Annotated in this window: 24 protein-coding genes and 1 tRNA gene; 17 read left to right on the top strand and 8 right to left on the bottom strand. The window is 38.2% G+C overall.

The window, feature by feature from the left end; translation table 11 throughout:
- The first annotated feature begins 25 nt into the window (after positions 1 to 25).
- Positions 26 to 910, top strand: coding sequence for an RluA family pseudouridine synthase (locus tag PZE06_RS04615; RefSeq protein ID WP_150914535.1), 885 nt, complete (start codon positions 26 to 28; stop codon positions 908 to 910).
- On the opposite strand, the gene prpE is transcribed toward PZE06_RS04615, so the two are convergent.
- Positions 907 to 1,647, bottom strand: coding sequence for a bis(5'-nucleosyl)-tetraphosphatase PrpE (gene prpE, locus PZE06_RS04620; protein WP_150914533.1), 741 nt, complete (start codon positions 1,645 to 1,647; stop codon positions 907 to 909). The two genes, PZE06_RS04615 and prpE, sit on opposite strands and share 4 nt — an antisense overlap.
- 299 nt (positions 1,648 to 1,946) lie before the next feature.
- Between prpE and PZE06_RS04625 the strand changes: the two genes are divergently transcribed.
- The 3 genes from PZE06_RS04625 to PZE06_RS04635 all read left to right on the top strand — a co-directional run bounded on the left by PZE06_RS04625 (position 1,947) and on the right by PZE06_RS04635 (position 5,757).
- Complete coding sequence (locus tag PZE06_RS04625; protein WP_150914530.1) at positions 1,947 to 3,803, top strand: monovalent cation:proton antiporter family protein; 1,857 nt, start codon at positions 1,947 to 1,949, stop codon at positions 3,801 to 3,803.
- Between the two features lie 119 nt (positions 3,804 to 3,922).
- Positions 3,923 to 4,693, top strand: a complete 771-nt coding sequence (gene fabI, locus PZE06_RS04630; RefSeq protein WP_150914528.1) for an enoyl-ACP reductase FabI — start codon at positions 3,923 to 3,925, stop codon at positions 4,691 to 4,693.
- A 518-nt stretch (positions 4,694 to 5,211) separates the two neighbouring features.
- Positions 5,212 to 5,757, top strand: coding sequence for a CotO family spore coat protein (locus tag PZE06_RS04635; protein ID WP_150914526.1), 546 nt, complete (start codon positions 5,212 to 5,214; stop codon positions 5,755 to 5,757).
- A gap of 143 nt (positions 5,758 to 5,900) precedes the next feature.
- Here the strand turns inward: PZE06_RS04635 and PZE06_RS04640 are convergent, their stop codons facing one another.
- On the bottom strand, positions 5,901 to 6,395 hold the full coding sequence (locus PZE06_RS04640; protein WP_150914524.1) for a CotY/CotZ family spore coat protein: 495 nt from the start codon (positions 6,393 to 6,395) through the stop codon (positions 5,901 to 5,903).
- Positions 6,396 to 6,528: 133 nt separating this feature from the next.
- On the opposite strand from PZE06_RS04640, the gene PZE06_RS04645 reads away from it, so the two are divergent.
- The 8 genes from PZE06_RS04645 to spoVIF all read left to right on the top strand — a co-directional run bounded on the left by PZE06_RS04645 (position 6,529) and on the right by spoVIF (position 11,238).
- On the top strand, positions 6,529 to 6,879 hold the full coding sequence (locus PZE06_RS04645; RefSeq protein WP_150914522.1) for a DUF1360 domain-containing protein: 351 nt from the start codon (positions 6,529 to 6,531) through the stop codon (positions 6,877 to 6,879).
- Positions 6,880 to 7,376: 497 nt separating this feature from the next.
- Positions 7,377 to 7,847, top strand: coding sequence for a sporulation protein (locus tag PZE06_RS04650; protein WP_150914520.1), 471 nt, complete (start codon positions 7,377 to 7,379; stop codon positions 7,845 to 7,847).
- 14 nt (positions 7,848 to 7,861) lie between these two features.
- On the top strand, positions 7,862 to 8,326 hold the full coding sequence (gene spoVAC / locus PZE06_RS04655; RefSeq protein WP_095310109.1) for a stage V sporulation protein AC: 465 nt from the start codon (positions 7,862 to 7,864) through the stop codon (positions 8,324 to 8,326).
- Positions 8,327 to 8,328: 2 nt separating this feature from the next.
- Positions 8,329 to 9,345 carry a stage V sporulation protein AD gene (gene spoVAD, locus PZE06_RS04660; RefSeq protein ID WP_150914518.1) on the top strand — a complete coding sequence of 339 codons (1,017 nt, stop codon included), beginning with the start codon at positions 8,329 to 8,331 and terminating at the stop codon, positions 9,343 to 9,345.
- A 16-nt stretch (positions 9,346 to 9,361) separates the two neighbouring features.
- Positions 9,362 to 9,718, top strand: a complete 357-nt coding sequence (gene spoVAE, locus PZE06_RS04665) for a stage V sporulation protein AE (protein WP_150914690.1) — start codon at positions 9,362 to 9,364, stop codon at positions 9,716 to 9,718.
- 95 nt (positions 9,719 to 9,813) lie between these two features.
- Positions 9,814 to 9,945, top strand: a complete 132-nt coding sequence (locus tag PZE06_RS04670; RefSeq protein ID WP_095310115.1) for a YjcZ family sporulation protein — start codon at positions 9,814 to 9,816, stop codon at positions 9,943 to 9,945.
- A 130-nt stretch (positions 9,946 to 10,075) separates the two neighbouring features.
- On the top strand, positions 10,076 to 10,852 hold the full coding sequence (locus PZE06_RS04675) for an SDR family NAD(P)-dependent oxidoreductase (protein ID WP_150914516.1): 777 nt from the start codon (positions 10,076 to 10,078) through the stop codon (positions 10,850 to 10,852).
- Positions 10,853 to 10,983: 131 nt separating this feature from the next.
- Positions 10,984 to 11,238: a sporulation-specific transcription regulator SpoVIF gene (gene spoVIF / locus PZE06_RS04680; RefSeq protein WP_095310119.1), complete on the top strand. Its 255-nt coding sequence runs from the start codon at positions 10,984 to 10,986 to the stop codon at positions 11,236 to 11,238.
- Between the two features lie 577 nt (positions 11,239 to 11,815).
- Here the strand turns inward: spoVIF and PZE06_RS04685 are convergent.
- Positions 11,816 to 14,098, bottom strand: coding sequence for a UvrD-helicase domain-containing protein (locus tag PZE06_RS04685; protein WP_150914514.1), 2,283 nt, complete (start codon positions 14,096 to 14,098; stop codon positions 11,816 to 11,818).
- A gap of 135 nt (positions 14,099 to 14,233) precedes the next feature.
- On the opposite strand from PZE06_RS04685, the gene PZE06_RS04690 reads away from it, so the two are divergent.
- Complete coding sequence (locus tag PZE06_RS04690) at positions 14,234 to 14,509, top strand: hypothetical protein (protein ID WP_150914513.1); 276 nt, start codon at positions 14,234 to 14,236, stop codon at positions 14,507 to 14,509.
- Positions 14,510 to 14,515: 6 nt separating this feature from the next.
- Here the strand turns inward: PZE06_RS04690 and PZE06_RS04695 are convergent, their stop codons facing one another.
- The 4 genes from PZE06_RS04695 to PZE06_RS04710 all read right to left on the bottom strand — a co-directional run bounded on the left by PZE06_RS04695 (position 14,516) and on the right by PZE06_RS04710 (position 17,456).
- Positions 14,516 to 15,193, bottom strand: a complete 678-nt coding sequence (locus PZE06_RS04695) for a DUF421 domain-containing protein (protein ID WP_150914511.1) — start codon at positions 15,191 to 15,193, stop codon at positions 14,516 to 14,518.
- Positions 15,194 to 15,622: 429 nt separating this feature from the next.
- Positions 15,623 to 16,045 (bottom strand): GNAT family N-acetyltransferase, encoded by a 423-nt coding sequence (locus tag PZE06_RS04700; protein ID WP_150914509.1) that lies wholly within the window; start codon positions 16,043 to 16,045, stop codon positions 15,623 to 15,625.
- A gap of 6 nt (positions 16,046 to 16,051) precedes the next feature.
- Positions 16,052 to 16,564: a YjcG family protein gene (locus PZE06_RS04705; RefSeq protein ID WP_150914507.1), complete on the bottom strand. Its 513-nt coding sequence runs from the start codon at positions 16,562 to 16,564 to the stop codon at positions 16,052 to 16,054.
- A 163-nt stretch (positions 16,565 to 16,727) separates the two neighbouring features.
- Positions 16,728 to 17,456 (bottom strand): esterase family protein, encoded by a 729-nt coding sequence (locus PZE06_RS04710; protein WP_150914505.1) that lies wholly within the window; start codon positions 17,454 to 17,456, stop codon positions 16,728 to 16,730.
- A 382-nt stretch (positions 17,457 to 17,838) separates the two neighbouring features.
- Here PZE06_RS04710 and PZE06_RS04715 point away from each other — a divergent pair, with 382 nt between their 5' ends.
- The 3 genes from PZE06_RS04715 to PZE06_RS04725 all read left to right on the top strand — a co-directional run bounded on the left by PZE06_RS04715 (position 17,839) and on the right by PZE06_RS04725 (position 21,478).
- Positions 17,839 to 18,858, top strand: a complete 1,020-nt coding sequence (locus PZE06_RS04715) for a TAXI family TRAP transporter solute-binding subunit (RefSeq protein WP_150914503.1) — start codon at positions 17,839 to 17,841, stop codon at positions 18,856 to 18,858.
- Between the two features lie 153 nt (positions 18,859 to 19,011).
- Positions 19,012 to 19,533: a DUF1850 domain-containing protein gene (locus PZE06_RS04720; protein ID WP_150914689.1), complete on the top strand. Its 522-nt coding sequence runs from the start codon at positions 19,012 to 19,014 to the stop codon at positions 19,531 to 19,533.
- Positions 19,523 to 21,478, top strand: a complete 1,956-nt coding sequence (locus PZE06_RS04725) for a TRAP transporter permease (protein ID WP_150914501.1) — start codon at positions 19,523 to 19,525, stop codon at positions 21,476 to 21,478. The genes PZE06_RS04720 and PZE06_RS04725 overlap by 11 nt, the downstream gene beginning before the upstream one ends.
- A 48-nt stretch (positions 21,479 to 21,526) precedes the next feature.
- Here the strand turns inward: PZE06_RS04725 and PZE06_RS04730 are convergent, their stop codons facing one another.
- Positions 21,527 to 21,748 (bottom strand): hypothetical protein, encoded by a 222-nt coding sequence (locus tag PZE06_RS04730; protein WP_150914499.1) that lies wholly within the window; start codon positions 21,746 to 21,748, stop codon positions 21,527 to 21,529.
- A gap of 223 nt (positions 21,749 to 21,971) precedes the next feature.
- Between PZE06_RS04730 and PZE06_RS04735 the strand changes: the two genes are divergently transcribed.
- Positions 21,972 to 22,044, top strand: a tRNA-Val gene (locus tag PZE06_RS04735).
- Positions 22,045 to 22,419: the final 375 nt, after the last annotated feature.

The following is a 22,419-nucleotide window of genomic DNA, read 5'->3' on the forward strand; positions in this document are numbered from 1 at the left end:
GCATATTGGGATAGGAGTAATGACAGTGTCTAGGTTTCAACTGCAATGGGAAATTAACATCGATAATCACGGAAAACTTATAAGAGATTTTCTAAAAGAACAATTCATATCCAAATCCGCCTTAACGGATATTAAATTTGCTGGCGGTCGTATTAGCGTCAACAATCATGAGGTAACCGTTCGCAGACCGTTGCAAGCGGGAGATCTTTTAGTGGTTGAGTTTCCCCTTGAAAATCGAAGTGATTCTCTTAAGGGGGAAGAACTTCTGTTGGATATTCTCTATGAAGATGACTATGTTCTAGTTATAAATAAAGAAGCAGGAATATCGACAATTCCATCAAGAGAGCACCCAGCAGGAAGCCTTGCAAATGGAATTATCGGTTATTACGAAAAAAAGAACCATGACGCAACAGTTCATATTGTGACGAGACTAGATCGGGATACATCCGGTCTTGTTTTGGTGGCGAAACATCGCCATATCCATCACTTATTAAGTACGCAACAAAAGCATGGAATCATCAAAAGAACATATGAGGCCATAGCAGCAGGTATATTTTTGCATAAAAAAGGAACGATTGAAGAACCAATTGGGCGAAAAAAAGATAGCATTATTGAGAGGACAGTACAGAAAGATGGACAGTATGCTTGCACCCATTATGAAGTCTTACAGCAGATGACGGATTTTGCCCATGTAAGGCTGATGTTAGAAACAGGGCGAACTCATCAAATTAGAGTCCATCTATCTCATATTGGCCATCCATTGCTTGGTGATGACCTTTACGGCGGTCCTGCTGCTTCTATAACCCGTCAAGCCTTGCACTGTCGAAGTCTTGCCTTTATTCATCCAATAACTCAAAAGCCTTTACTCTTTCAAACTTCACTGCCGAAAGATATGAAGAGGTTAGTTTAGTTGAATTCCTTAAATTTTTCCGCAATAAACGGCATTGAGGAAGAAACAGAAACGAATGTCATCTCTGGATATCTTAGGGCGGTTAAATAGCCACCAAATACGGCTCCAGTATCAATATTATAGGTATTATTTATAATGCGTGGTTTTGGTACTGGAGTATGGCCATAAACGATTGCTGCATCGCCTTGATAGAGTTTTGCCCAATCACGTCGAACTGGAGAGCCATCTGGATGTTTTTCACCGGTAATGTCCCCGTATAATACAAAAGTCTTCACTTTTGAATGCTGCTTCCCAATATATTCGGCGCGAATTCCCGCATGTGCAATAACAAGCTTACCATTATCCAATACTTGATAAAGTGGATTTTCCTCATATAACTGCATAAACATTGTGCGAATTTTCTGTTGTTCCTTGCGCGTTAACGCATTATATTCTGCAACTGTTGTTTCTAAACCATGGGTAACTTGAACTTTATTGCCAAGAAAATAGCGATAGAGTTTGTTGCAATGGTTTCCTGGAGTATAGAAGGCATTCTTCTCTTTCATGATAAGCTCCCACACAACCTCAATCACTTTTAAAGATTGTGGACCCCGATCTGTTAAATCCCCCACGAAAGCAAGCTTCCTCCCATCTGGGTGAAGTGGAAAGCCCTTTGACCATTGATAACCGAGTTCCAGCGTTAAGTTTTTAAATTCTTGAAAACAGCCATGAATATCTCCAATAATATCAATCTGCATATGCTGACTCCTTTAATAAAATATCGATACTAATTAGTATAATCATCATTCGTTTATACATGAATCATTTAACTAGCACCTAATTTGTTTTTATCTATTTGCGATAAAGATTCTTATGCCAGAGTGAGCGCCTGATTTTTTTTAATTTTATTTTATACTGTCTAAATAGTTGCAACATAAGTAAGAGCTTTAGTACCATTTATACATGTATCAATTGCTGTGTTTGATCGTTCACAATAAATGGCGAAGTGGAGATTAAATGGGCGCTTTTTTATTTTATTAGTTTAGGGGGAGTGAAAATGGAAGAGCATGGTGCGTCCGTTGCATCTCTAGTAATTGTAATTATCGTAGCATTTTTAACACCGTTGTTTTTGCACCGGTTAAAGCTGGCATTTATCCCGGTAGTTGTCGCCGAAATATTAATGGGGCTAGTAATTGGAAAAAGTGGATTTAATCTTGTTCAAGATGATATGTGGCTTGAAACACTATCTACTCTTGGTTTTATATTTTTAATGTTTCTAAGTGGGTTGGAGATTGATTTCTCAGCTTTCTCCGGTAAAAAGAAAAAAGAACGTCTGCCGAATGGGAAGGACGAGCCGAACAGCTTTTTTGTTGCCACAATGGTTTTTCTTGGCATTTTTATCGTCTCATACGGGCTTTCCTATTTATTCGTTCTCGCTGGAATTATAGAAAATGCTTTTCTGATGACCTTAATCATTTCTACCATTTCCTTAGGAGTGGTCGTTCCTACCCTTAAGGAAGCGCGTTTGATGAAAACAGGAATAGGACAGATTATTCTCTTAATTGCAGTAATCGCTGATTTAGTTACGATGGTTCTTCTAGCTGTCTTTGTTTCTTTATATGATGGCGGGCAAGGAAACACATGGTTATTGCTTGTATTATTCGGCGCTGGCTTGTTGTTATTCTTTGTGGGAAAAAGGTTTAAGAACAATAAGCTGCTCGAAGGGATGTCCACTGGAACGATTCAAATTGGGACAAGAGCTGTCTTCACTTTAATTATTTTGCTTGTTGCCATTTCAGAAACAGTTGGGGCTGAAAATATTTTAGGGGCTTTTTTGGCTGGGGTTTTAGTATCGCTTCTGTCTCCAAATCAGGAGTTAGTGCATAAGCTTGACTCATTCGGATATGGTTTTCTCATTCCTATTTTCTTCGTAATGGTGGGAGTCGACTTAGATATATGGCAGTTATTTGGCGATCCGAAAATGCTTATGCTGATCCCGCTTCTATTGCTTGCATTGCTAATTTCAAAATTAATCCCAGTCGCCTTATTAAAAATATGGTATGACACAAAGACTGTTTTAGCGGCTGGCTTTTTATTGACTTCGACATTGTCTCTGGTCATTGCAGCAGCAACGATTGGAGAAAGAATGGGTGTGATTACGTCCGAATTAAGCGGGACATTGATATTAGTCGCTGTAATTTCATGTGTCATCACCCCGATTATCTTTAAAAATCTCCTTCCGAAAGAGACGGTTTCAGAGAAAAAGCTGAAAATAGCTTTTGTGGGAGCGAATCAATTAACACTTCCGATTTCAAGAGAATTAAAGTCGTCTTTATATGATACGGTCATTTATCATACAAAACAGGAAAAAGCAGACGCTCAAATTGCTAACTCATTGTTTGAGGTAAAGGAACTAACTGATTTCTCTATTTCAGCGTTAGAAAATACAGAGGTCTTTTCTGCTGATATTGTGGTTGTCTCAACGGGAAGTGATGAAATCAATGCAACTCTTGCTATTGCCGTAAAAGAAAAAGGGATCGAACGGGTGATTGTCCGGATTGAAAGTCCTGATTTAGAGGAAGGGCTAAGAGAAAAAGGAGTTGAAGTATATTCGGTCTTTAACTCTTCAAAAGCATTGCTTCGAGCTTTAATTGAATCGCCAAGAGTGATGAATATTTTAACAAATCAAGAAACATCCCTTTACGAGATCCGTTTACTGAATGATCAATTTGATGGCATGACCGTCAGAAGGTTCCCTTTTACTGGCGACATCATTTTTGTGCGCATATTCCGCGGCAAGGATTCGCTTGTTCCACATGGGGATACAGAATTGCAAGTGAATGACCGTTTAATTGTAACAGGAACAAAAGAATATGTTGACGAATTAAAACGAGAATTAGAATTTTGTCAATGATCTTATATTAATTGCAGCAATACTAGGAATTGTATTGCTGCTTTTCTTTTTTGAAGAAATCAGTTAGAATTAGTATCAGGTTCTAATAACTTGTATTAATGAAACAGGAGGTAACGAATATGTCTCTTTCGTTAGAAGGAAAGAATATAGTAGTGATGGGTGTAGCAAATAAACGCAGTATTGCTTGGGGAATCGCTCGTTCTTTGCATGATGCTGGAGCGCGATTGATCTTTACATATGTAGGAGAAAGACTTGAGAAAAGTGTAAGAGAACTAGTTGCAACATTAGAGGGGAATCATTCTCTCATTTTACCTTGCGATGTCACTGTTGATGAAGATATTGAAAAATGCTTTGCAACAATTCACTCTGAGGTCGGGACGATTCATGGTATAGCTCATTGTATTGCTTTTGCCAATAAGGAAGAACTGCAAGGGGAATATATGAACACCACTCGTGATGGTTTCTTGTTAGCGCATAATGTGAGTTCCTATTCTTTAACTGCAGTTGCGAAAGCGGCAAGAGAATACATGACAGAAGGCGGAAGCATTGTTACATTAACTTATTTAGGCGGAGAGCGGGTAGTGCAAAATTACAATGTGATGGGTGTAGCGAAAGCATCCTTGGACGCAAGTGTTAAATATTTAGCGAATGATCTTGGTCCACAAGGTATTCGGGTAAATTCGATTTCAGCAGGTCCTATCCGTACTCTCTCAGCAAAAGGAGTCAGCGATTTCAATTCAATTCTAAAAGAAATTGAAGAACGTTCTCCGCTAAGAAAAACGACAACACCTGAAGAGGTTGGAGATACCGCTTTATTCCTCTTTAGTAATTTATCCCGTGGGATGACCGGAGAAAATCTTCATGTAGATTCAGGCTATCATATTTTATAATGACGCTCGCCAAATAGGGCGAGTTCAGACTGTAAACAAACTCGATTTGTCTACAGTCTTTTTTTATTTATCATGGTTATATTTCGGTGTTGACCTTAGCTCACTTTATCAACAATCTTGTTTAATCCTGCTCCTATTCAAAATTGAAAACTCGAGGATGTGTGATCGCATCCGCTCTAATGAAGCGCCTATTGAACGAGAAGTTCGAGGAACTGTTTTTCCTTTCAGTTCAGAAGCAAAGGTACGATCGATGTGTGAGGAACGCCTGAGAAGGAAGTGCTTCGTGGGTTAAATAAATCAACGAATGTAAATCACTGTCTTTTCCGACGAGTTCCCCCTGCAAATTACGAGTGAAGCTTGCTGTTTAGAGAACGATCGTTACCATTTACTATTGTTCAAAAAACTACCTGGTTTTTAAAGGAAATTTGTCATCATAAAGTACCCTCATCTTGGAAACGAAATCAAGGTTCAAGCATACATATAAGGTGAATTCAAATGAATGTGGAGGTGTGACAAATATGAGCAAAGACCAAAAAAAGCGTGATCCTCTACTCTTTATCCAGCATCAGGAGAATAAATCTTTACAAGGAAAAATGCAGGAAACATTCTCCTTAAAACAAGCTGAGAAGAAACTTCAATCACAACAAAGACAGACAGAGGAGAAGAATTTAGAGAAGCGAAAAAGAAAAAAAGGTTCTTCTACTGGAGAAGAGGAAGCAATTTTCGGAACAGCATCGAATCATGATGAAATAAGATTGTCTCAAAAGGAAGTTCAAGAAGCACTCGAAGGTTATGAAGGGAAAGCGAAGGGACATGAGCATGGATTTTCGTTTCAAAGAGTGAAGCCCTTTAGGGAAATGAATATAGAAGAAAAGCTAGATTATTTATCTCATTTTCCCCGGCAACTACCTCCAGTTCCTTGTTTGTTTCAAACGGAGGATACAGCGCTGCGAGGAGTATTGAAGGAGAAAAAAGAGCGGGAAGTGATTGTCAAACTCTTTGATAAGACAGAGGCAACGATTCTTATTAAAGATTTAATCGAGATTAGAATGATCGGCCTATAGTCATTTTTTGGCAATGTGGACAGTATGTCCAATTTTTATATAGGTACCGATCTTAATCACCCTGTTTTTAGTAAAGAAGTGTCTAGCTCAAGTCTAGACACTTCTCCTAAATTTCAGCCTTAATTCATACGGCGCTTTGTTGATTAATCTTCACAAATGTTTAAGTCAACGTCAGCAACACATTGGATAGCGCAGAAGCAGCTTAAGTCAACAGTAATACAATCATTTGTTGATCTAAAGCCTTCTACTTGACAAATTTTACTTAAGTCGATGCAGCTACCATGAGTTAAATCTACTGCTTCACCGTTTTGAACCGGCTTAATGACACGTAACGTAGCACAGCAGTTATCAAAGATCTCTTCAACTCGGAAAAAAATGGATACGCATGCACATTCATCATGTCTGAAGAATGCATGGAAAGGAGATCCATCAGCTGTTTTTAGTACGAATACACGAGTATCTACTCTTTGTCTTTTACCCGGTTTAATTAAAGAACCAAGAGGCTCTTGGAAACAGTTACTAGGGCACTCACAAACATCTTCGGCCGCATCTTGGATGTCTTTTATAGCACGGACAACTTCGCATACACAGTTGCCGCGACTAACGCCTTGTACGTCGTCTTTTTTTCCACAACCCATTCGTTATTCCTCCTTATTTTCTTAGAAGTAATATTACATTAATAACATATTGTTATGGGGGGATTTGGGTAACGGACAAACGCCTTATTTCCTAAAAATAGGCGGGAAAATATCATGATGAAGGATGAAAAAAATGGATATTTCTTGGATGGAACTGATCATTATTTCACTGGCTAGCTTTCGTCTTACCCGGTTACTTGTATTTGATAAAATTACAGAATTTATAAGAACCCCCTTTTTTGATGAAGAATTGGAGGTAAATGAACATGGTGAGGAGGAAGTGTATTATGTCCCTAAGGAAGGGTTATTAAAAAATTTTATTGGTGAATTGTTGAGCTGTTATTGGTGTACGGGCGTTTGGTCTGCTGCTGCCATATCTTTATTCTATTTAATGTGGCCGGTTTTTGCTTTTCCTTTTTTACTTATTTTGGCGGTTGCTGGTATTGCTGCCATAATGGAAACGCTCATTCAACGTCTATTATGAGCTCCTTCTTAATTTTCTAAAACAAACTGGGTAAAGCACATATACAGGCATTTTCTAAATTGCATAGATTATCATAACGATACTCACATATCATCCATATTAGGCTCCAAAGTCTTGTTGATGAAATATAACAGATGGGAGAGGGAAACATGAGAATACAAAGCACAAGCGCTAATCATAAAATGAAAAAACAACCAAAAATGGCGAAAAGAAAAAAAGGTTGTGGCTGTGGAAAGAAAAAAACAAGATAATATATAAGCAAGAGCGGTCTGCTAATTTTTTAGCAGGCTTTTTTTATGGTTAGACGTTGTTTAATAATTTCGTAAAGTTTCGGCTTATCCAGTGTGAAACCTTGCTTACAACCATCAAACTGTGCTGCTTTCAAATGCCTGTAGTTACCATTTTTGTTACAAATATTGGTAGGTCACTAATATTCATAAATTAAGGCAAAATCGAGGAAAATAAAAACAATATATGCTGGTGGGGGATGGGAATTAATGAGGAAAATATTGATTACATATTTTTTCGTGATCGTTACGTTATTATGTGCTTGTAACAATGATGGCTCGAAGGAAAGCGGGCTTGCTTTAGTAAAAACGACAAATCCAGCACCACTTTCACTTGAGAAAAGTACGAAAAAGGAATTGGATTTGATCGGAGCTATTGAACAAGATGTAGAAAGTTTTAAGGAGCTTTACGATGTTTCTGTATTAAAGGGGAAAGAGGATATTCTTGTTGCTTATAAGGTAAGGCATATGCAGCGATTTCACATGAAGAAAATTGAGAAAAAAATCAAGAAGCTACTTGAGGATAAGTATTCACAAGAAAACTTTATTGTTTCAAGTGATTACAAAATTTTTCTCGAAGCAGTAAAGTTAGAAGAAAAATTAAAGGATCCAACTTATTCTACTGAAAAAGCGGAAAAAAGGCTTCAGGAAATAATCAAATTAAAGAAAGAACTAACTTGAAGGAGGCCTCAGCTATGGGGGGGAAAACAAAAGAACAAAAACAATATCAATCCTTGGAACAAAAACATGAAGTGAAAAGGCCCGTATTGAAGAATTGCATTAAGGCGTTTTTTGTTGGAGGGCTTTTTTGCATCGTTGGTCAAGCGATCACCTATTTTTATATTTATTTTTTTAATTTTACTGAACAAACGGCAGGTAATCCAACTGTAGCAACGATGGTTTTTATCTCCATGCTTTTAACTGGATTTGGGGTCTATGATCACATTGGCCAATTTGCTGGAGCTGGCAGTGCAGTTCCTGTTACAGGTTTTGGGAATGCTGTTATCTCGGCTGCAATAGAACATCGAACAGAGGGTTTTGTATTAGGTGTTGGAGGAAATATGTTTAAGCTAGCAGGTTCTGTTATTTTATTCGGCGTTTTTTCTGCTTTTGTTGTTGCCCTAATAAAAGTCCTTCTCATCAAATGGGGGGTTATCTAATCATGCGCAAGGGAAAGCAGTCTTGGATATTTCCAAATAAACCAGTCATTGTTTCAACGGGTGTATCAGTAGGCCCGTTTGAGGCGAACGGAAAATTAGTCGCTGATTTTGATATCATCCATGATGATTTATGGATGGGAGAAGATTCGTATGAGAAAGCGCAACGGGTCTTAATGGAGGAAGCTGCGAAAACGGCGATTCAAAAAGGAAATAAAACAAAGGACGATATACAATTCTTTATTGCTGGAGATTTGATTAATCAAATTACTCCTTCAAGTATGGCAGCAAGGACGATTCAACTACCGTATATTGGTATTTTTGGGGCATGCTCCACTTCAATGGAAGGACTTGCTTTGGCCTCTTTTTTTCTTAATTACAATGGCGCAGATTATGTGGTAACGGGAGCTTCAAGCCACAATGCTGCAACTGAAAAGCAATTTCGTTACCCTACAGAATACGGTGGACAAAAACCGCCAACAGCCCAATGGACAGTGACGGGGGCAGGAGCCGCGCTGCTCAAGAAAAATGAAAATGAAAAAGGGTTGCCTGTTACCACTTCTGCCACGATCGGAAAGGTCATTGATCTAGGTATGACAGATCCCTACAATATGGGGGGAGCAATGGCACCTGCTGCAGCTGATACAATTACAGCTCACTTTAATGACTTAAGCTTAGATCCCTCTTATTATGACTTAATTCTTACCGGGGATTTAGCGAAAATTGGCAGGGAAGTCACCTTTGAACTTTTACAGAAAAATGGTCTGAATATAGAATGGGAAAAATTCCAAGACTGTGGATTGATGATTTATAAGGATGATCAACCCGTTCAAGCAGGGGCGAGTGGAGCAGGCTGTTCAGCTGCAGTATTGTACGGTCATATCCTCAACGAAATGCAAAAAGGGACTTATAAAAGAGTTCTTGTTGTTGCAACGGGTGCCTTGCTTTCACCATTAACATACCAGCAAAATGAGAGCATCCCATGTATTGCACATGCGGTTTCAATCGAAATGAATGAATAATAAGGAGGTTTTCTTGTTGTTGCCAATGTTTTTTTGGGCGTTTGTAGTAGGTGGTTTAATATGTGTAATTGGGCAATTATTATTTGATGTTGCCAAATTAACACCAGGCCATACGCTTAGCCTACTTGTCGTTATAGGGGCTATACTTGATGGCATTGGGTTATATGAGCCATTGGCTGATTTTGCCGGAGCTGGGGCGACTGTTCCGATTACAAACTTTGGGAATACCCTTGTTCACGGGGCGTTACAAGAGGCAGAGAAACATGGCCTAGTTGGAGTTTTGACAGGAATGTTTGAGGTAACAAGTTCAGGAATTTCTGCTGCAATTGTTTTTGCATTCATCGGCGCCTTGCTTTTTAAACCAAAAGGATGAGTATATGCATTTGCGGAATCTATTAAACAGCCTATACACTTTTTGGAACCCGTACATATGTTACTAGTGAGACCGTATAAAGTGAGGTGACATAGATGGGCTTCGGATGTGGCTTTGGAGGTTATGGTGGCTACGGCTATGGAGGCGCTGGCTATGGCGGATCAACCTTCGTATTAATCGTTGTGTTGTTTATCCTATTAATTATTGTAGGCGCTAGCTTCTATTAATGACGTGAAAGAAATGCCGTTTGCAAAGAACGGCATTTCTTTTGCAACGATAGGATTGAATATTATGAATTTTCTGGGTTTTGTTGCATAATGTAAAGTGATGATATAGTGTGGAAGGGATGTAGATAAAATGAGGTTTGCTCAGAGGATTGCCTTAATTACAGGGGCAGGTAGTGGGATAGGCAGAGAGGTGGCAATAAGGCTTGCACGAGAAGGGGCAAAGGTGGTGTTGGTAGGAAGACGGAAACCAAAACTGGAAGCGGTTGCAAACGAGATTAATAAGACTAAAAAAATCCCCATGGCTGAAATTTTTCAAGCAGATGTGACCGATGAGGAAGATGTTCAAGAGCTTTCCGACTATATCCGTTTACATTTTGGTGATCTACATATTCTAGTAAACAATGCGGGCAGTTCCCAAAGCTCGAAAATACTAGAAACTTCAGAGGGGGAATGGGACGATATTCAGAGTGCGAATTTACGGAGTGTTTTCCTTGTTTCGAAAATGCTGGGCCATTTAATGGTTTTACAGGCAAAAGAGGAAAATAGGAGGCAGGGACGTGCTATCGTAAACGTTGCTTCACTATCTGGACATCATGCAGGGGCGCTTATTCCTCATTATAGCGCCGCAAAAGCGGGAGTGATTAATTTTACAAGATCACTGGCTCTAGAGCTGGCACCCTATGGTATTCGTGTCAATTCTGTATCTCCTGGATTTGTTGATACGCCGTTAACTGAAAAAGGTTTGCAAAGTGAAAAATTTGTAAAAATGATTGAAGAAAATACCGCTTTAGGGAGGATTGGCAAAGCTTCGGAAATTGCGAATGTCATTGTTTTTGCCGCTTCAGAAGAGGCATCTTATATGACGGGAAGCGACATTCTAGTCGACGGAGGTTGGATTATTAAGTAACAATAGCTTTTTCGATTATTGTGAAATCTATAAAACTATGAAAAACGCCTTTCTTTCGCTTTTCATATCACCCTTCAGGAGCTACATTCATAAAATGTAAGTAGCTTAAAAAGGAGGCGTAGTTTCACAAAATGGATAATCAATTCTTTAAAAATATCGAGAAGAAAACAGGAGTAAATATGAAGGATGTTTTTGATTTGGCTAACTCATTACAAGGGGCAAATTTCAAGGACGAAAGAACGGTGCGCAACGTGATCAGAAGGGTATCACAAATTGCTAACAAGCCTGTTAACAAGGAAACGGAAGATAAAATCGTCAAGTCCATTGTTAGTGATGGGAAGCAGCTTGATTTCAACACCATTTCAAAAATGCTAAATAAGAAATAGCTTTCATGAAGGGGCGTCCAATATTTGGATCCTCTTTGAATGGAAAAATGTCAACAACTTTCGGAACCCTATCGGTAGTTGAAAAGCTACCACATCAAGTTTCTGAAGAATGTTCTTTAGATGATAATAAATTGACTTCTTCATAAAATCAGGGGAAAATTGCAAAGTTGTAAAGTATATGGCGGTACAGTGAAGTCGATTACAGGGATTTACTAATGAATAGTGAGTTTATCTCGAAAATAATGAAAGAGCAGCCGTTAGGGATGCTCTTTCATTATTTTAGGAAATGCTGCCTATTTCCGAACTAATCTCAAATTCCTTAAGATAAAAAATGCTGTAGTCATCGTTTCGATTAGCAAGAAGAAGTTCTACGTTCCATCCTAGTCGGAACAATTCGAACTAAAATGATTTCGGAGTTGTATATAACTCTTTAAATGAGTGGAACTTTGTTTAGCGCAAGCAGCCAGAGTCTAACAAACTTCAGGTCTTCTCCCTACGATAGGCCAACCAAGAATGGCCCTATTATCGAAAGAACAGGCTTCTCCAGTTATGTACGGCGATGAGCAAGGCTCTTGCGCTATGGTTCTTTTATAGGACTTAAAAAGCGAGAAGGGTGAGCCGTTTTGCCTCGTCGTTTTTGTGGAATTGATAGGTATAATTGCTCCATCGCTCTTGTAATGGCAACATATAGTAATCTTCTTTCCTCCTCTAATGGAAAAATGTCACCATTACGGTAAGAATCTAGTGCAAAATCGTGTGGTAAGCTGCCATCTACGGTACTTACGACGTACACAATTTTATATTCCAACCCTTTTGAACGATGAATTGTACTTAATGTTAAGGCATTATCGAGCGTTTTACTAAGCTTTTTCATTTCTTTATTCATCGCTGTCATATGACTAACATGATCTAAAAATTCAAGAATCGTTTTGAAGCCTCGCGCTGCCACTTTTAAATCTCGAATATCGTCAGAGCCTTTATCCAGCTTGTTGCCCTCGTTCCCTCTTTTCTTTATAAAGTCTCCGTACCCTAATTCTTTCTCTACAATATCCATTGCTGTAACTGGCGAGAGCTGACGCAATGAACGAATAATAGGAACTAACTTTTTTAGCTTTTTTTCTTGAAAAGCAAAACCGGTTTTCAACTGGCTGACACATTCAAGTAATGAACGATCATTAAGAATACTGTCGGCTTTTAAATCCTGCAGGACGTTATTTTTCACAAATAACACGGGAAGGATCGAGCGTATTGCTTCTTGATCCTCTTCATTCAGCGAAAGTCTTAGAAATGAAAGCATGCCTTTAACGACAAAGCGTTCATAAAACGACTCAACATCTTGATCAATTTTAAAAGGGAGACTAGAGTTGGTTAACCGCTCAAAAATGGCTCTGCTACTTGTATTTGTCCGAAATAAAATCGCAAAATCGGAGGGCGCATAACCTTTTTCAAGTTTCTCCTGTATATCTTGAACGATCATGGTTGCTTCCTCTTCTTCATCATAGGGGAAGAAGAGGATAGGTGAAAATCCAGTAGAAAATTGCGCGTGCATTTCCTTTGTTCTACGTTCTTTATTCTTTTTAATAATTGAATTAGCGGTCGTCACAATTTCATGGCTTGAACGGTAATTTTCATTTAAAACGACTAATTTTGAATTTGGAAAATCTTTTTCAAATTCTAGCAGGTATTGTGGGTCACTACCTCGAAATGAATATATAGATTGATCATCATCCCCAACTGCACAAATATGACTTGAAGCTGACAGCATGCGAATTAATTCGTATTGAACTTTATTGATATCTTGAAACTCATCAATAAGAAAATAACGGAATCGCTTTTGGTAATTTTCAAGAAGGGAAGGGTTCTCTTGAAAAAGCTGGTAGCAGCCAAGGAGCATGTCATCAAAGTCAAATAAACCTTTGTCCTGTTTTGCTTTTTCATAATATTGAAAGAGATAAGCGACCTTTTCCTCCCAAGGAGTTTCAGGTTTAATTTGAGAAGGAAGGATCAATGAATTTTTCCATAAACCAATTTGTTGCAGTGCCAAATCATAAGCAAACTCCTTCTCATCCAACTCTAACTCTTTACCACCTAATTTGATAATTTGTTCTTTTTGCCACTCTTTTTTTAATAATCGATCAGAACTCCATTTACTCCGCTCATGGAAGGATAAAATTCGATAAAAAATGCTATGAAAAGTACCGACTAATAACTGTTGAATGTGCTGCTGTTTCATCCCAGGGTATTGATGTAATCGATCTTTCATTTCTTGAGCTGCTTTAGCTGTAAAGGTGACGAGCATAATGGAGCGGGGATCGACGTTTTTCTCTTGAATCATATAAGCCGTCCGTGCTGTCAGCACCCGTGTTTTTCCACTGCCTGCGCCTGCAAGGACGAGCAAAGGACCTTCAGTTTGAGTAGCAGCTTCCAATTGATTGGCATCTAAGGAAAAACCAGATTCCTTCAAGGCTTGTATATAGGGACTGTAAGCTTTCGCTTCCAACTTGTTCGTTCTTATAAATGGTGGTGCTTGTTTCACTGATTGTGGAGGTTTGAATTCAGTGCTGTGTTTTGCTGTTGTAATGGTGCGAGAAACTGGGATTTTGAAGCCATTTCGTTCTACGTATTCTACTTCTTCTTTAGAGGAGTGCTCTAGCTCAAATTCGTGCTCCTGACAATTAGCTTTTTTTGTCATATGAAAAAAATGAGGCTGCTGTTCAATGCCTAAGTAGACGCGAACAGGCTCTCCACAAACCGAACAACGAAGCTTCCCTTTTTTTCCTTCATCATGAATCGAATGAAAATGTTCTCTATTTAATTGCTCTATGTTGATTACGTTGTTTTCTAATACAGCTGTTTTCATCATGTTCCCCTTAATTGCTCTCTCTTGTCTAAAATGGATGTTTCTTTATTGGTACAGACAAAATTTATCATACCAAATCGTATATATATTCTAAAGAGGTTTTCGTTAATTAAATTTTTTAAAGAGGTGGTTAGCATGGGCTATATTCCTCCGACAACAAATAATCAATATCATCATTACGCTGATCGAGAATTAAAAAACAAGTATGATCCGTTTCAAATTTTCCCTATCGAAAGAACAAGGCGGGCAGCAGGCATGATAAATGGAGAAAGGATGGCGAAATTGCCACAGGATGAGCGGAGGATCAATAAAAAAAGCTCCACAGTTCAGGAGCTGGATCGAAAATATATGATTGAAGAAATCTATAGTGAAATTACTGGAAAGGGCCGTTATTTTAATGAAGTTGTCTAGGAAAAGTTAATATGTTTGAATAAGTAATTCTTCACCTTCTCTCCATTCAGCATAGAGAACATCCTTTTCAGAATCGATGCCGAATTTTTTCATTTCATTATAAAGCATTTCCTCATTCCATTTAATAAAATGGAGGTTATCAGCTTCGATTTCTCCGTCCAGTATTAAGGTAACCGGTAGCTTAACAGCTGAACGAGGAAGATTAAGATCACGTATCGTTACATGTTCATAGCTAGACTTTCTTAAGACGCTAATTGAACCGTCTGTTTCTAAAATGGCATACTCACATTCTCGGATCGAAAAGATTCCTCTTGATCTAAGGAGGTGCTGAAGCTGGTTAATGTCCAAACGTGCCTTTTTCAGCATTTCGTAATCAATTTTCCCTTTGCGAATAACGATTGAGGGTTTACCTTCTAAAAGCTTGCGCAGCCCTTTCTTTTTCTGTGTTAAGATTTCAGTAATAAAAATAAGAAGTCCCCAAATGACGACCGCATAAATGACCTTTTGAAATGTAATGTCATTATCATAGATAGCATTACCAACTAACTCTCCTAAAATTAAAGCAGAGATAAAATCGAATGGTGTAATTTGCGTAATCTGCGTTTTCCCCATAATCTTCGTTAAAGCAAATAAAGCTATATATCCAAAAATCAGCTCAATTAGAATTTGTAAATATTCGTCCATAATTAACCCTCATTCCCCAGTAGTAATTATTTCTTAGTATGGGAAGGGGCGTGGTTAAATATTTGCCGTTACTTAAAAAGTATGTTGAATAACTTTTGTATTGAAAAGGGCATCGAGAGAATCTTCTCGCATGCCCCTTTTTCTTGAATAAGAATGTTTAAGTTGGATCATATGATTATTTCATCAGCATTTCCTGTGACAATGCGAAGCCTTCCACATATGTAAGGAGCGTTTGCCTTTTCTAATAAAACGAAATTGCCTCTTAGCTCTCCTTTTTTTCGGTTGCAATGCAGGAGAAAATGATCTTTCTCGAGTTTTTAAGAGTTTAACACTCCCATTATAGCAGCAATTTATACACACTGCTCTTAAAGTTAACCCTTTTAACCCGTTCAAGTGAAAGAGAGGAGTCTCTTTTTTTCCAATCGCCCTTTATAACTGCTTAATCATTGTTTTGTGGGGAATTCCAGCATCAAGAAATTCCTCTGAGGCAACTTTATATCCTAAGCCTTCATAAAATGGGATAGCATGGGTTTGAGCATTTAGCTTTAGCTTCTTAATGCCTTCTTTTTTGGCGAACGCTTCGATGCCTTCCATAATCGCTCGTCCTGCACCACTTTTCCGTTTATGCTTTAAAACACAAATTCTTTCAACTTTTCCATAGCTGTCAACAACACGAAAACGTCCAGCACCGACTGACTGTTCTTCGTCTTGCAAAAGAAAATGTGTCGACTCTTCTTCAAGATTGTCGATTTCTTCTTCTAAAGGTACATGCTGTTCATCAACAAAGACAATTTTTCGAACACGATAGACTTCTTCAAGTTGTTCATTAGTAGTTACAGTTATAAGATTCAAGTTTCTCTATTCCTTTCTTAAGCGAAATGTTTCATATACAGTCCAGGAACCATTATCAAGTTGGTAAAGCAAGTGGAATCGATCAATGGTTTCTTCATGATTAACTTCTTGCAGTCTTAATGAACTATAAACATCTGAATGCTCATCATTTGAAAGGTTTTGTCCAACTGTGATGTGGGGAACAAAGGCATATTCAGATGGACTATCAGCAATAACCGCATCTACTGCTTCATGTAAATCAACGATTTCCGGCTCAGGAATAATCTTCATATAAATGACATTATTAACAGGCTGGAATGAACTAAACTTCGTTACGTTAATTTGAAAAGGTGAAAATCGTTGAGCAATTTGATGTAATTGGTCTGCGATATCTTTAATATCCACATCATTCACTTCAAAAGTACTTTTTAATGTGATGTGTGGGGGAATGAGGGCATAATGTGGATCATATCTTTTTCGAAAGGAATTCGCTTTGTCTTGTAAGGCTTTGGATGGGAAAATAACAATTCCGTATTTCATTGTATAACCTCCAAATGTTTAATTTTTTATTTCTACATATGAACAGAACAGATAAACAATAGCTTGTGTCCAATTTTTGTAAACGCTTGTATTTCCATTATAGCAAATAATGGATTTTATTTCTCTATTAGATCATTTTGATATGTAAAATGAGCGTGATTGACTATTTTGGAAACATCTTTTTTAAGGCGCGTTTGAGATCAGGCTGCCAATATGTCCATGTATGAATTCCTTCGAATTCCTCATAAAAATAGGGGAATGCTTTGCTTTCCATTACAATATTTAGCTCCCGGTTAGGTGTAAGGAAATCTTCAATTTTGTCAGCCGTTGTTTTTACCTCTGTTTCCTGCTTTCCAATTACATGATAGATTGAAAGTAAATGGGGTTGTTCAAACGCTGCAACATCATCGATGATTTCATTGTTTACAAAAGGTGATTGTAAAATCACCTTGCCGAAGGTATGAGGAAATTGTAATGCTGCTTTTAATGAAACTGTAGCAGCCAACGAATCTCCAATTAAAGCTCTTCCTAAGCCCATTTGATAAGTTGGAAAGTGTTGCTCGAGAAAAGGAACAAGCTCCTTAGCAAGAAAGCGTATGTATGCTTGATGTTGACTTCCTTGCGGATGATATTTCGAGCGGCGATCCTTCACGTCCTTGTATGGAACTCCGATAATTATGATATTTTCAATTTCACCACCATTAATCAATTCATCGGTTGTTCTTCCAATTCGACCGAGTTGAAAATAATCTCTGCCATCTTGAGCAATGACTAATGTGTACTTATACAAAGGGGAGTATGAAGCCGGCAAATAAACTAGTATTGGAATGTTTTCATTTAACTCTTTGCTTGCAAACGGATATTCCGTAATGCGTCCTTTTGAAAATTCCATGCGAATCCCTCCTTGCATTTATGCTTTAGGCTAATTACAAAAGATTGTACCATAGGAGATTTAGAAAAACATTTTTAAATGACTTAGTTGATGTACAATCATGATTAAAAATGTAAAGACTATGAGATTACACTGTAAGAAAAATGAATCTTCAAAAAAGGATTAAAATAAATTTTTTTGAAGAGTATGAAAAGTAAAAATCCGTGCTCCGTAATGGTAGAAATTGCTATCTGACAACGTTTTTTGCACCGATTTAATTCTAGCAAACACTTGATTTTAAGAGCTGAGTAAAGATGGGAGTACACTATAAAGTTGACAATAAGAGATAATCCTGTGATAAAATAGTATCGATTAACTCTAATAAACACAAGGGGGAAAACGAATGAAAAAGAAACATTTTCTTTTACTAACCGTTTTAATGTTGGCGTTATCAATGTTCTTAGCCGCATGTGGTGGTGGAGACAGTGAAGAGGGCAATGACGCTGATACGGGTGGAAATGATTCAAGTGATCAGGCTGGAGAAGAGACTGCTGATCTTCCAGATTTCATCAGCATTTTAACAGGTGGAACTGGTGGTACATATTATCCACTAGGTGGTGCGTTTGCTAGTATTATTCAGGATGAAACAGGTATTCAAGCAAACTCTGAAACATCTGGTGCTTCTGCGGAAAACATGACTACTTTAAAAAATGGTGATGCAGAAATTGCATTCACGCAAACAGATATCGCTTCTTATGCAAAAGAAGGAAAAGCCATGTTCGAAGGAAATGCGGTCGAAAATGTCCAAGCAATTGGTACATTATACCCTGAAACCATTCACATTGTTACTACTGCAAAAACAGGCATTAAATCGGTTGAGGATTTAAAAGGAAAGAAAGTTTCAATCGGTGCTCCTGGTTCAGGAACTGCATTGAATGCAGAGCAAATTCTTGAAGTGCATGGGTTAACTCTTGACGATATTCAAAAGCAAGATCTTGACTTTGCTGAATCTACTGACGGTATTCAAGACGGTGCGATTGATGCAGCTTTCGTTACAGCAGGTTCACCTGCTGGAGCAGTTGAAGGCTTATCCGCTACTGCAGATGTTGTCGTTGTACCACTTGAGCAAGACAAGATCGATGCATTAATGGATAAGTATCCATACTATGTTCAGGATGAAATTCCAGCTGGAACTTACGGTTTAGCTGATGCTGTACCAACTGTTGCCGTTTCAGCGATGCTAGCAGTTGTCGATAGTCTTTCTGAAGATGCTGTATATGAAATCACAAAGGCAATCTTTGAAAACTTAGATAAAGTTCAGCATGCAAAAGGAGAAGTTATTGATCCTGCTAAAGCAAAAGAAGGTACTGGCATTGAAATTCATCCAGGTGCTCAAAAGTACTTCGATGAAAAAGGGTACTAAAGCTAAATAGGGTTTTGTTTAGCAGCTTTAAATAATGGCAAAAATGACCGGCTGTATAACCTCGCTGAGGTTTTTTAGCCGGTCAACTTATCTTTTAAAGATTGTTTTTTGCAAAAAGAAGGACACCATTTCCTAGGTGGGGTTTACGTGAAAATGAAACATAGAAAAGGTATCATCTTTTTAGTACCCCTCATTTTATTATTCATCACCATTGTTGTATTCATTCCATTGAAGCAGGCGCTCGTTTTTGAATACCAAAATAGCGAGAATGTGCTTGCCTACATCCCTTTAAAAAAGGAACAGACGTTTAAAATTAAATATACTCATTCGATCCATCTTTCTGACGTTTTAGAAAGTTATAAAATTATAAAAAATGGCAATATTCAACAATATGAGTTAATGTTTGAAGATTTTGCTATCGGCATGCCGTCGGATGCTTCAGAAGGAGAGACTTTTGAGGAGCTGGATGGAAAATATTACATTAAAAATATGAAGCGAACATTTCCGCATATTGATCTTCGCATTGGACAGGTTCGGGCTAATCATAAGGTCATATTTTTATCGAATGAATATTTGCTTTCTAACTATATAGAGCCAGGAACATGGGTACGAATAAAAGCGAGGAAGCTGAGCATCATTCAGCAATTGAAAGGAGTGAACATCGTTGAAACATAATGAAGAAACATTATCACAGGAAGAACAGCAGAAGTTGCTAGAAAAATACGATCCTGAAGCTAATACGAGAAGTCTAAAAGGAATTTTTGGCTGGATCGTTTTTCTAGGGTTATTATCCTTTTCCTTATTCCAATTGTATACCGGGATCTTTGGTGTATTAACAGCCCAATTACAACGTTCGATTCATTTGGGGTTTGCTTTGTCTTTGATTTTCCTTCTTTTTCCAGCTAGAAGGAAGAATCGTGGTAGTCAAACAAAGCCAGCATGGTACGATATCTGTTTAGCGCTTGCTGCTATAGGTGTTGGTGCCTACTGGCCGCTAATGATTGATGATTTAGTCTCGAGAGTGGGAGTCATCACTGAACTTGATTTCTATGTTGGTGTTGCAGCGATCTTATTAGTTTTGGAAGCAACGAGACGTGCGGTAGGATTGCCGATAACGATCATTGCGTCGCTCTTCCTTTTGTATGCCTTATACGGCCCGCAACTGCCAGGCTTTTTAGCACATAGAGGCTTATCTCCGGAACGTTTAATTCAAACGATGTTTTATACGACGGAAGGTATTTTGGGAACGCCATTAGGAGTATCGGCAACGTTCATTTTCCTATTTCTCTTATTCGGTGCTTTCTTAGTGAAAACCGGTGTCGGTCAGTATTTTAATGATCTTGCTGTCACTTTAGCTGGAAAGGCAACGGGAGGACCAGCAAAAGTTGCGATTTTCTCAAGCGCCTTACAAGGAACGATCAGTGGAAGTTCGGTCGCAAACGTTGTTACTTCTGGATCATTTACGATTCCAATGATGAAAAAGCTTGGCTATAAGAAGGAATTTGCAGGAGGAGTTGAAGCCGCTGCTTCAACAGGTGGTCAGTTAATGCCGCCGATTATGGGTGCGGCCGCTTTCTTAATGGTCGAATTTATCGGTGGAATTACCTATTGGGAAATTGCTAAAGCAGCTGCCATCCCAGCATTATTATATTTCACAGGCATTTGGATTATGACACACTTTGAAGCGAAGCGTGTTGGTTTACGTGGATTAAAAAAAGAAGAAATGCCGAATCGTAAAGAAGTGTTAAAAAAGATTTATTTATTAACACCAATACTCGCTGTTATTGTCTTGTTAATGTCAGGGATGAGTGTAACACGTGCTGCTTTATGGGCGATCGTGATTACGATTTTAGTCAGTGCCATTCGCAAGGAAACGAGAATCGGTTTTAAAGATATAATTGATGCGTTAGTTGATGGTGCTCGTACCGCACTCGGCGTTGCTGCTGCCACTGCAGCTGCAGGGATTATCGTAGGGGTCGTTACAAAAACAGGCCTAGGCTTAAAGCTTGCCAACGGTTTATTAGATTTGGCAGGCGGGGCATTGATCCCAACGTTGATGCTGACAATGGTAGCTTGTATTATTCTTGGAATGGGCTCGCCAACAACAGCAAACTATGTCATTACTTCGACGATTGCAGCTCCTGCTATTATTTTGCTAGGGGTACCAGATTTATCTGCGCACTTATTCGTTTTCTATTTCGGGATTGTCGCAGACATCACTCCTCCAGTAGCATTAGCTGCATTTGCAGCCGCAGGGGTTTCAGGCGGAGAACCGATAAAAACAGGGGTCAATTCAGCAAAACTGGCGATAGCCGCCTTTATTATTCCATATATGTTTGTGCTCTCTCCAGAATTGCTGATGATAGATACAGTTTGGTATCATTTAATCTGGATTATATTCACCGCCATTGCCGGTATGACAGCAATTGGTTCTGGAGTGATTGGTTTCTGGCAAAGAAAGCTCCATTGGTTAGAGCGAATTGCCGGAATTGTCGGTGGGATTTTGCTGATTTATCCAGAGGGCATGTCTGATATGATAGGACTTGTCATCTTCCTTATCCTTGTTGCCTTACAATTTTTTGTTAAAGGCAAAGGTACTGCAAAACCAGAAACAGTTTAGTGAATAAACCAAAAAGGAAGTTCTCATGGGAGAGCTTCCTTTTTTGCTTTAACTAATTTCTTTATGAAAGGTTCTAACTGGCATTAATGATAAAATCTGCTCAATTTTAAATAATCTCGCTTGCCTTCGCATAAAGCAATATGCTCGAATTGTCGAGCCGTTGATTTCTTTCACAATTATTTTCCGCTGCGTTATTTGATTTGAAGAAGATATATATATCATTTCAACAGGAATCTGTTCATCTAGTGACTTTGATAACAATTTATTCATGAGGCATCACCGCTTTCTGTAATTAAGCTCTTTATAAGAATCATGATTAATTATGATGGTGTATTGATTATTTTTTTGTGAGAGTCATTTCTCTTTATTATTATATACGAACTGATGTTCTTTATTCAACAAAAAAACGAACTGATGTTCTTTTTTGTGTGCAAATAAACTCTATTGACAATTTACTATAGATCAGTATAATAATATTTATACTTCAAAAAACGATCTGTTAGCTCAGCTGGGAGAGCATCACCTTGACAGGGTGGGGGTCGGGGGTTCAAGTCCCTCACAGGTCATCATTAAAGCAGGTTCAAATCCTTTTGTATCAAGGGTTTGGGCCTGTTTTTGTTTTATATAAGTTTTTTGATTAACTTATAAAAATGGTTCTATAATATTTGTTGGGGTTATTACGCAATTACTGTGCAAAAAAAAGAGCACGATATCACTCATTCATTTATACTTGAATTGTCGAGAAACAAGTATAGAGTGGGGATACGTGCATGATGAATTCTAACATATTTTTACCTGGATTTGAAGAAGTGATATTAAGAAGACAGAAATAGTAGAGGGTAAGTATTGTTTCTATGTGGAGATGCCTGTAAAAGAACATTCCTGCGTGAATTGTGGGGCATTAACGTCTAAGGTACATGACTATCGAATTCAAAAAATTA

The organism is Robertmurraya sp. DFI.2.37, assembly GCF_029211245.1.
GTDB lineage: Bacteria > Bacillota > Bacilli > Bacillales > Cytobacillaceae > Robertmurraya > Robertmurraya methanolica_A.